We start from the raw sequence: 14101 nt of genomic DNA, 5'->3' as shown, positions 1-14101 counted from the left end.
ACAGTACGATGATCTGACGTGCGCCGTTGGAGGGACAGCAGTGAAGATTTCGAACCCGTTCCGTGTCGGCCTCATCGGCACACTCGGCGTCGGACTGGGTTTGCTGATCATTCTTTCGGTGGTGACGCTCCAGACGATCCTCAGCTACATCGGTGCGGCCATCTTCATCTCGCTCGGTCTTGACCCGTTGGTTTCCTGGCTGGAGAAGAAGCAGTTCCCCCGTTGGGCGGCGCTTCTCGTGGTGATCATCGGTGTCCTCGCCCTGTTCGCCGGTCTGGTCTGGATGGTCGTTCCGATCATCATCGATCAGGTCTCTGAACTGATCCGGCTGATCCCCGTCCTGCAAGCCCAGTTCCAGGAGTACCCGCTGGTCGATGTCCTCTCCGACCAGTTCCCCGGCCTCGACGTTCGCTCGATCATCGCGGATGCTGGGACCTTCCTGACCGACAACATCACGAATATCGGCTCAGGCGCCATCCAGGTGGCTTTCGCTATCGGCTCGGCGCTCTTCGGCGCGCTGATCATCCTCATCCTGACGATCTACTTCACCGCTTCGCTCGGCGCCATCAAGCGTGGTCTGTACCAGCTGGTGCCCGCCACGAAACGGGAACGTTTCGCTGACCTCGCCGAGCAGATCACGGATTCCGTCGGACGCTACGTCATCGGCCAGGTCGGCACAGCGGCATGCAACGGCATCCTGTCGTTCATCTTCCTCTCGATCATCGACGCACCGTTCCCGCCGGTGCTCGCCTGTATCGCGTTCTTCTTCTCGATGATCCCGCTGGTCGGAACGCTGACCGGGTCCATCATCATCACGCTGGTCTGTCTGATCCCGGGCCTTGGCTCCCCTGTCACCGCGCTTTTCGCCGGCATCTACTACCTCATCTACATGCAGATCGAGGCGTATGTGATCAGCCCGAACGTCATGCGTCGCGCGGTCGCCGTTCCTGGCGCGCTGGTTGTGATCGCTGCCCTGGCGGGCGGCTCGCTGATGGGACTGCTTGGCGCGCTGATAGCGATCCCGACCGCAGCATCGATCCTGCTCATCATCAAGCAGGTCGTGATCCCCCGCGCCAACGAGCTGTGACTCTTCCGTTCGGCAGGCTTGCCGGACGGAAGATTGTGCGATTCGGAACGCTTGTCGAATCGCAGATTGTGCGATTCGGAACGCTTGTCGAATCGCAGATTGTGCGATTCGGAACGCTTGTCGAATCGCAGATTGAGTAGGGGCCGCGACGCGGAGCGTTGCAGCCCCATATCGAAATCGACGGGGCCGCGACGCGGAGCGTTGCAGCCCCGTATCGAAATCGAAGCCGCCGTAATCGAAGCCGCCGGAAGCGAAGCCTAGGCGCGAACCCTAGTCCTCCGTCGGCCATTCAGTCGGCAGCGGAAGAGCGGCAGGGTTGACCGCCCGCACGATTTCCTCAAGCACGCGGCGGGTCTGGTTTTCGCCCACCCAGAGGTGTTTACCGCCCTCGACCGGGATAAGAGTCATGCCTGGCACGCTGGAGAACCGCTCTGCGGCCTCCTCCGGTCGCAGGTAGTCGTCGAACTCAGGAATGAGGGCGATGAGGGGGCGGTCATGCCCGTTCCACGCGGCAACGTCGTCTGGTTGTGCCCGGTGCAGCGGCGGCGACAGAAGAACGGCGCCGGCGATCGGGTGTGAGCGCCCGTATTTGAGGACCAGCTCTGTGCCGAACGACCAGCCGACGAGCCAGGGCTGGGGCAGTCCGCGTTCGGCGACGAAAGCCATGGCGGCATCGAGATCATGCTCCTCAGTGATCCCATCCCCGAACGCACCGTCGCTGGTTCCTCGCGGCGATGATGTCCCCCGAGTGTTGAACCGCAGCACCGCGACGTCCGCCAGCGCAGGAAGCCGTCCAGCAGCCTTGCGGAGGATGTGGGAGTCCATGAACCCACCGGCAATCGGCAGAGGATGCAGCGTCACGAGCGTGGCGACGGGATTCCGGTCCTGAGGGGTGGCGAGCTCACCGACAAGCGTGAGCCCATCGGCCGTGGTCAGTTCGATGTCTTCGCGGGTTGCCGGGAGTTCGATCCCACCGCGGATTTCCAGGGTCATGGCATCCTTTCTAACCGATTCGCCAGCAGTGGGTGTGCCAGTGCCTGCGGGACGCGAGGTCCGCAGCGTCGCCGAGCACCCCGTCTGCACGCCAGACCACGAGATGAGCCGTGCCACGGCTAACGGGGAGTGCGCAGGCCGGGCAGAGGTACTCCTTCACCGCTTTCGCTGCACTCACCGGCTGGACGTTCCACTCGGCACCACGCCTGGTCTCGGTCCGCTTCCAACCGCTCATGAGACGCGACAGGTCGTCGCCGTCGTCGTCCCTGGCGGGCTTGGCGCCGCGGGGGCGGTTGCTTCGGGGCATGGTTTCATCCTAGGTAAGAAACCGCCAGGGCTCCTGGCATACGGCAGCACAGGCGCGGCACGCCCGCTCCACCGTCAGCTGGCGGGCTTAGTACCAGTTCTTCGCCTTGGAGTGGCTCCACGCCCCACAGGGGGTGCCGTACCGACCACTGATGTACCCGAGTCCCCAGGTGATCTGTGTGGCGGGATTGGTTGCCCAATCGCTTCCTGCGCTGCCCATCTTGCTGCCGGGTAGCGCCTGAGGGATGCCGTAGGCTCCGCTGGACGAGTTGGATGCGTTCACGCGCCAGCCGGATTCCTTGTTCCACAAGGAGACGAGGCAGGAGAACTGGTCTTCTCCCCATCCGCGAGAGAGCACCATGCCGTGAGCGATGGCCTGGGCTGAACCCGGATCGGCCTTGACAACGGGCAACGGAGCGCTCGTGCTCTTCTTGGCCTCAGTAGCCTTCTTGGCCTCTGTGGCCTTCTTGGGCTCAACGACGGGCACGGGCGGGGGTGGCGGAGGTGGCGGCGGCGCAATCACGGTGTAACCGTCGCGGGTGAAGGAGGTTTCGTAGGCTCCGGCGACGGCGAGTTTCTGCGTGGCCTTTCCGTCGTAGCGCTCGGCGGTCTGGAAATACGGGGATGCCGTCGCGCCGGAATAGGGATCCACGACGTTCACCGCGACGACGCCGACGGCTGCGGTGAAGGCGAAGATGAAGAGGGTGATCGGGCTCCGCGATCGGGGTCTCTCAAAGGCCCTTCTGGCCTTCGGAGCTGGTACAGAGGACTCGGCCTGCGCTACATATATACCCACGATGCGTCGATTTTAGCTCAGAACGGGAATATTAGCGAGCAGCCGAGCCCGGATCTCACCGAACGGCGAGCATGACCTCGGTTACGGCGTCAAGCAGAAGGTCGACCTGGGACTCGACGTAGCCACCCCTCTGCGCCCGGAATACCGCCGTTCTCACGGCGTCTGCGCTCAGCGGTGTTCCCCTCTCGAAGTAGGCGACGAGTTGTTTCGAGAAAGCGTCGACATCGTCGGTCCGGTAGCCCTGCGCGAGGAACCCAGCGCGGGAAAACTTGTGTCCCGCCGGCCTGGCGAGTCGGTTGAGGATGACCTGGGCGGTCTCCCGTGCCGAGGTCAGCCACTCCCGTTTGCCGGTCTCCGTCAACGCGCGCTCGCGTTCCCGCAGGGCGAAGGCATCCTCGAGTCGCTCGAGGGCGGCGTCCACCGGCCCGGTGGCGTACCCGCCGCGCGCCAGGGCGAAGGAGGTCCTGCGGATCTCAGCGGACGTCAGCGTCGGTGTCTCGCTGTCGTCCACGTCGTAGGCTCTCCGCGCCGACTGCAGAAAGGCGTCGACCTCGTCCCGCGCATACCCACGGGCTCGGCCCCGTGCGGTGGGGAATGTGTTCGTCACCAACTCGTCCTTTCAGCCTCGTTGCGCGTGCGACGTCCCGACGTCATCCGACGACGGGGGCGTTGCTGAAAAGCAGGTACAGCGCGAACGCGACCGGTGCGGAAGGCAGAATCGAGTCAAGACGGTCGAGGAACCCGCCGTGGCCCGGGAGCCAGGAGCTCATGTCTTTGATCCCGAGGTCGCGTTTGATCAGCGACTCGGTGAGGTCACCCATCGTCGCTGTGCCGAGAAGCGCCAGCCCGAGGATCAGACCGACCCACCACGGGCTGTTCAGCATGAACATCGCCAGCAGGATGCCGGCGATCACGGCGGCGGCAGCGGCTCCCGCGAAGCCTTCCCAGGTTTTCTTCGGGCTGATCAGCGGGGCCATCGGGTGTTTGCCGAAGTTGAGCCCGCTTGCGTACGCACCGATATCGACGGCGATCACGATGATGAGGAACGCCAGCGCCCACCACTGGCCTTCGGGCTGGCGGACCAGGACGACGGCGAAACTCCCGAGGAACGACACGTAGACCTGGACGAACACCGCTGCGGAGAGGTCGCGGAGCACATCGAGAGTGCTGCGGGGGGTCGGATGCGCCATCTGGGCGACGAGCCGCCAGGCGATGATGAAGACGATCACGCCGACGAGCATCGCCCAGCGTGACGCCGGGTCGAAGAAGTACCCGCACACGACGATGGCGACGCTACCGATCACCGCAGGCCAGACATCGATCGCGCGGCCCGCGCGCCGGAAGGCCTGGGCCAGTTCGAACACGGTGAACGCGACGATGGCGGCACCGAAGAGGACGAAGAGTTCTTTCACCACGATGAGGCTGAAGAGCATCGCAAGTCCCAGGCCGAGCCCGATGAGCGTTGCGAGAAAGAGGTTGCGCCCGGCGCGAGCCTCGATCCGCGAATTCGCTTCATCGATCGAAGCGCGGGTCGCGCGGACCTGTCGCTCGATGTCGGCACGTCGCGATCTCAGCTGCGCTGAGATGTCGTCGCGAGAGCCGCGCTTCGGCCTCGGCCGGCGCGGAGCGTTGCCGTCGTCAGCGTCAGGCACTGGTGCACCCGTTCCTTCGGATCACAGCGGTCGGCCCTAAATCTCGAGAAGCTCTGACTCTTTACGCTTCAGGGCGTCGTCGATCGCGTCGATGTGGGTCTTGGTGAGCTGCTCGAGCTCCTTCTCGCCCCTGGCGACGTCGTCGTCTCCGACTTCGCTCTTCAGCGCGTCGAGGTCGTCCTTGGCCTTGCGGCGGATGTTGCGGACGCTCACCTTCGCGTCCTCGCCCTTGTTGCGGACGATTTTGACGTATTCCTTGCGACGTTCGGCGGTGAGCTCGGGCAGGGTGACCCGCACGATGGTTCCGTCGTTCGTCGGGTTCGCGCCCAGGTTCGGGGTGTCGCGGATCGCCTGCTCGATGTCCTTGAGGGCGGTCTTGTCGTACGGGGTGACGATGATGGTGCGGGCTTCATTGTTCTGGAGGGAAGCCAGCTGCTCCAGCGGCGTCGGAGTGCCGTAGTAGTTCACCAGGATCTTCTGGAACATCTGGGGGTTCGCACGGCCGGTGCGCACAGTGGCGAAGTCTTCCTTGGCCACATCGACAGCCTTGTCCATCCGGGTTCCAGCGTCAGTCAAAACATCCGCGATCACAGCGACTCCTTTTTATTGCGTGTTGTACCGCACCCATTCTAGAGGGCCGGTGCGGTGGGCTCGTCTCAGCTCAATTGCTGACGAGGGTTCCGATGCGTGCTCCGAGGATCGCTTTGGTCACGTTCCCCGCCGGCGCCATGCCGAATACCTGCATCGGCATGGAGTTGTCCATGCACAGACTGAACGCTGTGGAGTCGACGACCTTGAGACCGGTTTGCAGCGCCTCCTGGTAGGTGATCGAGTCAATCCGGGTGGCGTTGGAGTCGAGCTTCGGATCGGCGGTGTAGACACCGTCGACACCGTTCTTGGCGAGGAGCACGATGTCGGCGTCGATCTCGAGTGCGCGCTGCGCCGCCACCGTGTCGGTGGAGAAGTACGGCAGTCCTGCACCGGCACCGAAGATGACGACTCGGCCCTTCTCGAGGTGACGCTCGGCGCGACGGGGAATGTACGGCTCAGCGACCTGCGTCATGGAGATGGCCGACTGGACGCGGGTCTCCGCTCCTGCCTGCTCGAGGAAGTCCTGGAGCGCGAGGGAGTTCATGACGGTCCCCAGCATGCCCATGTAGTCGGCACGGCCGCGGTCCATTCCGCGAAGTGAAAGCTCAGCGCCGCGGAAGAAGTTGCCTCCACCGACGACGATGGCGATCTCGACCGTCGCCGCGGCCTCCGCGATCTCTCGCGCGATCTGGCTGACGACATCGGGGTTCACGCCGAGCGAGCCGGCCCCGAAGGACTCTCCACTCAGCTTGAGCAGGACCCTGCGCTTCTTCGTTCCTGTTGGCATCCGTGACATCCTTTCGTGGATCACTGACAAAACTTAGGTGTGCCGACCGAAGGGCGCGCACATGAAAAAGGAGTCCGGATCACGATGTGATCCGGACTCCCATGGCGAACCTACGCGCCGACCTTGAAGCGGGCGAAGCCCGTCACGTCGAGCTTGGCATCTGCCAGAACCTTCTTGACCTGAACCTTGCTGTCGCGAGCGTAGTCCTGCTCGAGCAGGGCGACCTGCTTGAAGAACCCGGTCAGGCGACCTTCGACGATCTTGGGCAGTGCAGCCTCAGGCTTGCCCTCGTTCTTCGAGATCTCCGTCACGATTTCGCGTTCCTTGTCGACGATCTCAGCCGGCACGTCCTCACGGGTGAGGTACTGCGGGTCGAACATCGCGATGTGCTGGGCAACGGCACGCGCCGTCTCGGCGTCGTCTCCGCTGTAGCTGACGACGACTCCGATCTGCGGGGGCAGGTCCTTCGACGTCTTGTGCAGGTACGTGGCGAACTTCTCGCCGGACACGAGCGCGACGCGCCGAAGCTCGACCTTTTCGCCGAGGATCGCTGCTTCGTCGTCGATGAGCTGGCCGACGGTCTTGTCAGCAGCAGGAGCCTCGAGGGCTTCCTCCACCGATGACGCGCCTGAGGCTGCAACAGCCTCGAGCACCTTGTCGGCGAGAGCCACGAACTTGTCGTTCTTCGCGACGAAGTCGGTCTCGCAGGCGAGTTCGATCAGCGTCGTGTTCGAACCGTTGTCCTTGGCGGCGACGAGGCCTTCGCTCGTGGAGCGGTCGGCACGCTTCGCGTTGCCTTTCGCACCCTTGAGGCGCAGGATCTCGGTGGCCTTCTCCAGGTCGCCTTCGGCTTCGACGAGGGCGTTCTTGGTGTCGACCATTCCGGTGCCAAGCTGCTCACGAAGAGCCTTGACATCAGCAAGATTAAAATTTGCCATAGTTATTGCACTCCTCGTTCTGGTTAGTTGTTGTCGGCGGCCGGCTGCTTCTCAGCGTCGGTCGCTTCAGCTTCGAGGCGTTCCTCGGTCTTCTCGTCGCTTTCGACGGCGGCGACCTCGACGGCTGCCTCGTCGCCCTTGGCTGCGTTCTTCTCGGCAACCTCAGCGTCAGCGTCGTTCTGCTCGACCGGTGCTTCTGCGGCTTCGGCGGGTGCTTCAGCCTTGTCGGCCTCGGCACCGAGGAGCTCGGCTTCCCAGGCCGCGAGCGGCTCGACGGGGGCGGAACCCTCTTCAGGCTTCTGGTGGCGCTGGATCAGGCCCTCGGCTGCGGCGTCCGCGATGATGCGGGTGAGCAGGCCGACTGAGCGGATGGCGTCGTCGTTACCCGGGATCGGGTAGGTGACTTCATCCGGGTCGCAGTTGGTGTCGAGGATGCCGATGACGGGGATACCGAGCTTGCGCGCCTCGTCGATGGCGAGGTGCTCCTTCTTGGTGTCGACAACCCACAGAGCCGACGGCGTCTTGGTGAGGTTGCGGATTCCGCCGAGCGACTTGTGAAGCTTGTCGAGCTCACGCTTCTTGATGAGAAGCTCTTTCTTGGTGAAGCCGGACTTCGAGGAGTCCTCGAAGTCGAGCTCTTCGAGCTCCTTCATGCGGGCGAGTCGCTTCGACACCGTCTGGAAGTTGGTGAGGAGGCCACCGAGCCAGCGCTGGTTCACGTAGGGCTGGCCGACGCGGGTCGCCTGCTCTGCGATCGCTTCCTGAGCCTGCTTCTTCGTGCCGACGAAGAGGACGGTTCCACCGTGGGCGACGGTCTCCTTGACAAAGTCGTACGCCTTGTCGATGAAGCCGAGCGACTGCTGGAGGTCGATGATGTAGATGCCGGAACGCTCCGTGAAGATGAAGCGCTTCATCTTCGGGTTCCAACGGCGGGTCTGGTGCCCGAAGTGCACGCCGCTGTCGAGCAGCTGGCGGATGGTTACGACGGCCATGAGCCGTTCTCCTGTTCTGACGCGCCCATGCCGGGCAGGCGTCGATCGGTTGTTCGAAGCGGCCGAATGGCCGCTCTTCCTGGTGCCCGGCGCACGTCCGCCTTGTTCCGAAGAACCAAGGACCGAATGGAAGTGTTAGCCGAATGGGCACGCGTAGTCATCCCGACACGCGGGATGCTTCCTTCAGCATAACAGGATCGGGGGACTTTCCCGTGTCCCTCACCGCGGCATCCGGGCGACAGTCTCTCCACAACCTGTGACGGATCGGCAGCGGGGTTCTCAAGGCGGGCAGACTTCTTCGATTATGACCGTCTCACCCCGGAGACCTCTCGTTCCAGCGGCGATCCTGACCGCCGCGGTGGTGAGCTTCGTGTTGGCCGGCCCGGCACCGGCTGCCGGGCGCCCAGCACCCACCGCGCGGGCGTCCTCGACCGCCTCGACGGCGTGGGACTGGCCTGTGTCCCCTCCGCAGCAGCTCGCGCGCCCGTTCGAGGCTCCCCCGACGCCGTATTCGGCTGGTCACCGTGGCGTCGATGTGACGGCCGCCCCTGGTCGAGCTGTCCTCTCCCCCGCGGACGGCGTGGTCAGTTTCGCCGGCATGGTCGTCGACCGTCCGGTTCTCTCGGTGCGGCACGACGATGGGCTGGTCTCCAGCATGGAGCCTGTGTCTGCTTCCGTGACTGCGGGAGCGGAGGTGCGCGCAGGCGACATCGTGGGTGTCGTGGCATCCGGTGGTCACTGTGACGACCGTTGCATGCATTTCGGCGCACGGCTCCACGGCGAGTACGTCAACCCGATGGCCCTTCTCGGGTTGATAGAACGGTCGGTGTTGCTGCCGCTGGGGTCATGATCGCCCGCGCGCGTGCCGACTCGGCGGATGCCGTCGATCGAGCGCGGCGGTTGCTGCTGCGCTCGTGTCCTCGCGCCGATCACGCTCGCGGGTGAGCCGTCCGGTAGCTCTCCTTGAGCCGCTCCATCGACACGTGGGTGTAGATCTGAGTGGTGCCGAGGGACGCATGGCCGAGGAGTTCCTGCACCGCACGGAGGTCGGCTCCCCCGTCGAGCAGGTGCGTTGCTGCCGTGTGACGCAGGGTGTGTGGCCCGGCTGCTGTTCCACCCGGGATGCCGGCGAGCAGCTTGCTGACGATGTTGTATACGCTGCGCGGGTTCAGGCGTCCGCCGCGTGCTCCGAGGAAGACAGCGTGAACCGGCGTCCGGGTTCGGGCCAGCAGAGCAGGGCGAGCCTGGCGGAGGTAGTCGACGAGCGCGGAGTGTGCTGGCACGCCGAACGGCACGACCCGTTCTTTGGATCCCTTGCCGAGTACCCGGACGGTGAGCCGGTCGAGGTCGACATCGTCGACGTCGAGTCCGCACAGTTCGGAGACGCGCAGACCACTCGCGTAGAGGAGTTCGATCAGTGCCGAGTCCCGGAGGGCTACCGGATCTCCCGGTGCGGCCTTTTCGGCGAGGCCGTCGAGGAGCGCGTCCATCTGCGGGCGCTGGACGATGTGCGGGAGCGAACGGCCCGTCTTCGGCGACCGCAATCTCGCCGCCGTATCCACCGGGATCTCACCGTTGCGGGCGAGCCAGGCCGACCAGCCCCGGACCGATGCCGAGCGCCTGGCAATCGTGGCGTGCCCAAGTCCGGCCTGTGAGGAATGCCACAACCAGTCCCGCAACAGCTCGAGGTCGACCTCGGCGACGTCGTCGACCCCGCGCTCGGCAGCAAAGGATGTGAAGGCGGCAAGGTCGGACTCGTACGCCCGGCTGGTCGCCTCGGAATAGTGTCGTTCCACCGACACGTAGTCGATGTAACGAGCGACGGATGGCGGAATTCTCACTCCCCCAGACTCCCGCATCGGCGGGCTGTTGGGCCGCAGGCTCACCCATGAGGCACGATGCTTACGCCGGCCACACCGCGATGAGAAGCTCGGACTGCGGTCCTCCGGTGAGGGACAGCGGTCGGAGCGCTGCTGCCCACCGGCGGGAGGCAGGGTTCACCGGGACTTCGGCAGGTAGACCCAGCCGTCAGGTCGTTGAGCGACGAACCCGTCAAGCTCCATCAATCCGAGAAGAGACCGGACGGTATCCACAGGCAGTCCCGATCTCACCGCGACATCGGCGGCGGATCGCGCCGATCGCACGCTGAGCGCGTCGAGCGCCCGAACCTCGTCCGAGCTGCGTTCTCCGAGCCTCGGCGCCTGGGTAGCGGACTCGACAACACCGGCGAGCTCGGCCATCTCGTCGACGCTCGTCACACAGACCGCGTCGTATTCGCGGATCAGCCGATGGCATCCGGCCGATGCCGCGCTCGTGATCGGTCCAGGGACGGCACCGAGCGGGCGCCCCAACGCCGCCGCGTGCCCGGCAGTATTGAGCGAGCCGGAGCGCCAGCCCGCCTCGAGCACCACCGTCGCATCGCTCACGGCTGCAATCAGCCGGTTCCGTTGCAGGAACCTCCACTTCGACGGCGCCCCACCGCACGGCACTTCGGAGATCACGGCGCCCGTCTCGATGATCCGCCCGATCAACGCCGAATGGCCGCTGGGGTATGGACGGTCGACACCACCGGCGAGGAACGCGACAGTGGTGCCCTCTGAAGCGAGGGCTGCCCGATGGGCCATTCCGTCGATCCCGTATGCGGCACCCGAGACGATGGCGAAGCCACGCCCCACCAGGCCGCTGCCCGCCTCGATGGCTACATGCTCGCCGTACCCGGTCGCAGCGCGTGCACCGACAAGTGCGATCGAGTACGCCGTCGCGGGGAGGACGTCCGTCCGGCCGCGCACCCACAGTGCCAGCGGCGCGTGGGGGCCGAGTTCTTCGAGTCGCTCGGGCCACAGCGCGCTTCCCGGTACGAGAAGCGTCGCCCCGCATGCCGCGGCCAGGGCGAGCGAACGCATCGTCAAGCGTGAGTCGACCCGCGGCAGCCAGCGAGCTAGCGCCTGCTCGACCTGCGTCTCCACATCGTCCATACCCCCGGACGCTCCGAGCGCGGCACTGATGCGTGAGACGCTCCAGCGCTCCACGAGCATGGTGAGCGCTGCGGATGCTCCCGCCGCTGACACGAGGAAACCGGCGGTTCCGTCGCCTGGTTCCGCGATGCCGCTCCAGGCTGCGCGTGCGAAGGCATCGGCGACGTCGCCAGGTGTCCCCGACGGCTCGACCCTCTCGACGGCGGCACGTACCTCATCGCTGTCCAGTCCGAATAACGTCATCAGATCCCCTTCCTCAAGAACAACGCCCGGCCGATCTGCTGAGCGTCTGGTCTGTCGGTGCCGTCCAGGTCGGACACCGTCCACGCGACCCGCAGTACCCGGTCGTACCCGCGCATCGTGATCGCGCCCCGTTCAAGCGCACGGTCGAGCGGCGCGGTGACCGCTCTCGGCAGCATGCGGTCGCCGTTGCGCAGCCACGGCCCAGGCACCTGTCCGTTGGTCGTCCATGGGGTACCGGCGAGTCGTTGGGCGGTGCGCTGGCGGGCCATGGCGACTGTCTGTCTCGCTGCGGCGCTGGTCAGCCGTTCGCCTTCTCCGGATACGGTAAGTTCCGCCGAAGTGATCCGTCGCACCCGCAGCTGGATGTCGATCCGGTCCATCAGCGGACCGGACACGCGGCCGAGATAACGGCGAATGGCGCTTGGCGGGCAGACGCAGGTGTTCTCCTTCGCTCCGTACTGCCCGCATGGGCACGGATTTGCAGCGAGTACCAGCAGGAAGCGTCCAGGGAAATGCGCAACCGCGTTGGCCCGGTGGATGCTGATCGTTCCGGACTCGAGGGGCTGGCGGAGCGCGTCGAGCACGCTGGCCTGAAACTCGGGTGCTTCGTCGAGGAACAACACACCGTGGGCGGCACGGGCGGCGGCACCGGGGCGGATCGTCCGGCTGCCACCTCCGAGGATGGCGGCGGTGGTCGCCGTGTGGTGGGGGTTTTCGAACGGCGGCCGGAAGGCCAGCGCCCGGCCGATGCTGGTCCCGCCGAGGGATCGGATCGACGTGACGTCGAGCGCCTCTGGAACGGTGAGATCCGGCAGGATCCCTGGCAGTCGAGCGGCCAGCATCGTCTTGCCGGCTCCTGGCGGCCCGAGCATCATCAGGTGGTGTCCGCCGGCGGCCGCGACGAGCATCGCCTGGACGGCGTCGTCCTGACCGACGACATCGGCGAGGTCGAGGTCGGCTTCGCCCGGCCCGCCTGGGTCCGCCTGCAGAATCGGATCGACAGCAACCGGTGCGAGTTCCGCACCGTGCCAGATCGCTGCCTCCCGCAGCGAAGCGACACCGACGACCCGGATTCCTGGCACGAGTCTCGCTTCATCCTCATTGCCCGTCGGGACCATGACCGTGCTGCGCCCGGACCTCATGGCGGCGAGGACCGCAGGCAGAATGCCGGGAGTCGGCCGCAGCCGCCCATCGAGGCCGAGCTCACCGATGTGGACGACCCCGTCGATGGACTCGTTCGACACGACAGCGTCAGCGGCCAGGCACGAGAGGGCGATGGCGAGGTCGAAGCCCGACCCGTTCTTCGGCAGGCTCGCCGGCGACAGGTTCACGGTGATTCGCTGCCCGGACAGACGGCATCCGGCGTTGGTGGCCGCCTGCCGCACCCGTCCCTCTGCCTCGCCCAGCGACTTGTCGGCCAGCCCGATGATCACGAACCTCGGCAATTGTGACGAGATGTCTGCCTCGACCTCGATCAGTGAGCCTTCGAGCCCGTTGAGCGCAACGGACCAGGTGCGGCCGACAGCCATCAGAAAACGCCCAGGAGGTGCTCGACCGTAGGGAGTCCATTCCGCGGGGCGACCACGGCGATCGCGTCGAGCCGGATCCGTGTCGCCTGCGGATTGTGTTCAGCGCACCAGGCAGCGGCCAGCCCGCGGAGGCGCGTGAGTTTCGTCGCGGTGATCGCCTCGAACGGGTGCCCGAATGAAAGTCCTGAGCGGGTCTTCACCTCGACGAAGACGAGGGTGTCGGCGATGCAGGCGATGATGTCGATCTCGCCTTGCCGGCACCGCCAGTTGCGCTCGATCAGGCGGTACCCGGCGTCCTCCAGGAAGCGGGCAGCCAGGTCCTCGCCCCTTTGCCCGAGTTCGTTCTTGCCTTCCATGATGACCTCCACCGTTCGATGGTGGAGGCAGGATTCGCGCCGCAGACCGACGCCCGGGATTCTGTGAAAACGGCGCGGCGCTATTGGGCTTGTGGAGGGGTCGCGACCCGTTCTGACGAGCTCAACCCCCTGGACAGAGTCCAAGGGGCTGAGATTGAAACGCTGTACCGGTGGCTATTTAGCGCTGGTAAACCCGCACGTAGTCGACCTGGTACTCCGCGGGGAACGCGGTGTCAGCATCGGGCGATCCGGGCCAGCTTCCGCCAACGGCCATGTTCAGCCGCATGTAGAACTTGTAGACGAAGGCCTCGTCCAGCCAGGAGGTCGTCGACAGGTTGCGCTCGTATGTCATCACGCCGTCGACGAACCATTTGATGGAGGCAGGCTCCCACTCGACGGCGTACTGGTGGAATCGGTCAGCGGTGGTGCCGGCTGGGAGCTTGTAGCCGGTGCCGTGCTTGGAGTGCGTTCCCACATAGTCGTAGTGGATCGTCTGCACGGCGTGGTTGGCGCTGTATGCGTCATCCTTGTCCGTTCCGATGGCCTCGAGGATATCGAGTTCACCGATGCCTCCCTCGCTCGGGCGCAGCCAGAACGCGGGCCACAGGCCCTTGGAGGTGCCCTGAGCGAGCGGCGTCTTGGCGCTGATCTCGAAGCGCCCGTACTCGAAGTCCAGCTTGTTCTTGGTGGTCAGCATGCCGGAGGTGTACAGACGGCCGTCCGGGAAGCGGTGGTCGTTGTCCTTGCAGGTGATCGGAGCGGCTTCCTTGCGAGCGGTGATGGTCAACAGACCGCCGGATACCTTGACGTTCTCCGGACGATCCACCAAGCAGGCGACTTCTTTGTTTCCGTCGCC

Annotated in this window: 16 protein-coding genes; 2 read left to right on the top strand and 14 right to left on the bottom strand. The window is 65.3% G+C overall.

All coding sequences use genetic code 11. From position 1 onward, the window contains the following. Positions 1-40 precede the first annotated feature (40 nt). Positions 41-1087: an AI-2E family transporter gene (locus JWP90_RS06555; protein WP_297361384.1), complete on the top strand. Its 1047-nt coding sequence runs from the start codon at positions 41-43 to the stop codon at positions 1085-1087. Positions 1088-1357: 270 nt separating this feature from the next. Here the strand turns inward: JWP90_RS06555 and JWP90_RS06550 are convergent, their stop codons facing one another. The 9 genes from JWP90_RS06550 to rpsB form a co-directional block, all read right to left on the bottom strand. Beyond that, positions 1358-2080, bottom strand: coding sequence for an alpha/beta fold hydrolase (locus JWP90_RS06550; RefSeq protein ID WP_297361381.1), 723 nt, complete (start codon positions 2078-2080; stop codon positions 1358-1360). 10 nt (positions 2081-2090) lie between these two features. Beyond that, on the bottom strand, positions 2091-2387 hold the full coding sequence (locus JWP90_RS06545; protein ID WP_297361377.1) for a hypothetical protein: 297 nt from the start codon (positions 2385-2387) through the stop codon (positions 2091-2093). 87 nt (positions 2388-2474) lie between these two features. Then, a complete protein-coding gene (locus JWP90_RS06540) occupies positions 2475-3176 on the bottom strand; it encodes a lytic transglycosylase domain-containing protein (protein ID WP_297361451.1) in 702 nt (233 codons plus the stop codon). A gap of 61 nt (positions 3177-3237) precedes the next feature. After that, positions 3238-3789, bottom strand: coding sequence for a DivIVA domain-containing protein (locus JWP90_RS06535; RefSeq protein ID WP_297361374.1), 552 nt, complete (start codon positions 3787-3789; stop codon positions 3238-3240). 43 nt (positions 3790-3832) lie between these two features. Next, a complete protein-coding gene (locus tag JWP90_RS06530; protein ID WP_297361371.1) occupies positions 3833-4834 on the bottom strand; it encodes a phosphatidate cytidylyltransferase in 1002 nt (333 codons plus the stop codon). A 36-nt stretch (positions 4835-4870) separates the two neighbouring features. After that, positions 4871-5425, bottom strand: coding sequence for a ribosome recycling factor (frr, locus tag JWP90_RS06525; RefSeq protein ID WP_297361368.1), 555 nt, complete (start codon positions 5423-5425; stop codon positions 4871-4873). A gap of 70 nt (positions 5426-5495) precedes the next feature. Beyond that, positions 5496-6221 carry a UMP kinase gene (gene pyrH / locus JWP90_RS06520; protein WP_297361449.1) on the bottom strand — a complete coding sequence of 242 codons (726 nt, stop codon included), beginning with the start codon at positions 6219-6221 and terminating at the stop codon, positions 5496-5498. Positions 6222-6322: 101 nt separating this feature from the next. Beyond that, positions 6323-7150, bottom strand: coding sequence for a translation elongation factor Ts (gene tsf / locus JWP90_RS06515; RefSeq protein ID WP_297361365.1), 828 nt, complete (start codon positions 7148-7150; stop codon positions 6323-6325). Positions 7151-7173: 23 nt separating this feature from the next. Continuing rightward, positions 7174-8142 carry a 30S ribosomal protein S2 gene (gene rpsB / locus JWP90_RS06510; RefSeq protein ID WP_297361362.1) on the bottom strand — a complete coding sequence of 323 codons (969 nt, stop codon included), beginning with the start codon at positions 8140-8142 and terminating at the stop codon, positions 7174-7176. Positions 8143-8446: 304 nt separating this feature from the next. Here rpsB and JWP90_RS06505 point away from each other — a divergent pair, with 304 nt between their 5' ends. Then, positions 8447-8992: a M23 family metallopeptidase gene (locus JWP90_RS06505; protein WP_297361358.1), complete on the top strand. Its 546-nt coding sequence runs from the start codon at positions 8447-8449 to the stop codon at positions 8990-8992. A 79-nt stretch (positions 8993-9071) separates the two neighbouring features. On the opposite strand, the gene JWP90_RS06500 is transcribed toward JWP90_RS06505, so the two are convergent. The 5 genes from JWP90_RS06500 to JWP90_RS06480 form a co-directional block, all read right to left on the bottom strand. Beyond that, on the bottom strand, positions 9072-9983 hold the full coding sequence (locus tag JWP90_RS06500) for a tyrosine recombinase (protein ID WP_297361354.1): 912 nt from the start codon (positions 9981-9983) through the stop codon (positions 9072-9074). Positions 9984-10139: 156 nt separating this feature from the next. Then, entirely contained in the window at positions 10140-11360 is a 1221-nt protein-coding gene (gene dprA / locus JWP90_RS06495) for a DNA-processing protein DprA (protein WP_297361351.1), read from the bottom strand. Then, positions 11360-12889 (bottom strand): YifB family Mg chelatase-like AAA ATPase, encoded by a 1530-nt coding sequence (locus JWP90_RS06490; RefSeq protein WP_297361348.1) that lies wholly within the window; start codon positions 12887-12889, stop codon positions 11360-11362. The genes dprA and JWP90_RS06490 overlap by 1 nt, the downstream gene beginning before the upstream one ends. Next, on the bottom strand, positions 12889-13245 hold the full coding sequence (locus JWP90_RS06485; RefSeq protein WP_297361345.1) for a YraN family protein: 357 nt from the start codon (positions 13243-13245) through the stop codon (positions 12889-12891). Before JWP90_RS06485 ends, JWP90_RS06490 begins: the two co-directional genes overlap by 1 nt. A 178-nt stretch (positions 13246-13423) precedes the next feature. Further along, a partial coding sequence (locus JWP90_RS06480) for a glycoside hydrolase family 16 protein (protein ID WP_297361342.1) occupies positions 13424-14101 on the bottom strand: 678 nt, incomplete at its 5' end.

This window comes from Mycetocola sp. (genome assembly GCF_025464835.1).
GTDB lineage: Bacteria > Actinomycetota > Actinomycetes > Actinomycetales > Microbacteriaceae > Mycetocola_A.
Note: the sequence above shows the minus strand (reverse complement) of the source record. Positions and strands in the feature narration are given on the sequence as shown.

Bases quoted from the DNA above. Each gene is read 5' to 3' on its own strand.
- JWP90_RS06550 (WP_297361381.1), bottom strand. From the start codon at position 2,080: ATGACCCTGGAAATCCGCGGTGGGATCGAACTCCCGGCAACCCGCGAA.
- JWP90_RS06545 (WP_297361377.1), bottom strand. From the start codon at position 2,387: ATGCCCCGAAGCAACCGCCCCCGCGGCGCCAAGCCCGCCAGGGACGAC.
- pyrH (WP_297361449.1), bottom strand. From the start codon at position 6,221: ATGTCACGGATGCCAACAGGAACGAAGAAGCGCAGGGTCCTGCTCAAG.
- tsf (WP_297361365.1), bottom strand. From the start codon at position 7,150: ATGGCAAATTTTAATCTTGCTGATGTCAAGGCTCTTCGTGAGCAGCTT.
- rpsB (WP_297361362.1), bottom strand. From the start codon at position 8,142: ATGGCCGTCGTAACCATCCGCCAGCTGCTCGACAGCGGCGTGCACTTC.
- JWP90_RS06505 (WP_297361358.1), top strand. From the start codon at position 8,447: ATGACCGTCTCACCCCGGAGACCTCTCGTTCCAGCGGCGATCCTGACC.
- dprA (WP_297361351.1), bottom strand. From the start codon at position 11,360: ATGACGTTATTCGGACTGGACAGCGATGAGGTACGTGCCGCCGTCGAG.
- JWP90_RS06490 (WP_297361348.1), bottom strand. From the start codon at position 12,889: ATGGCTGTCGGCCGCACCTGGTCCGTTGCGCTCAACGGGCTCGAAGGC.
- JWP90_RS06485 (WP_297361345.1), bottom strand. From the start codon at position 13,245: ATGGAAGGCAAGAACGAACTCGGGCAAAGGGGCGAGGACCTGGCTGCC.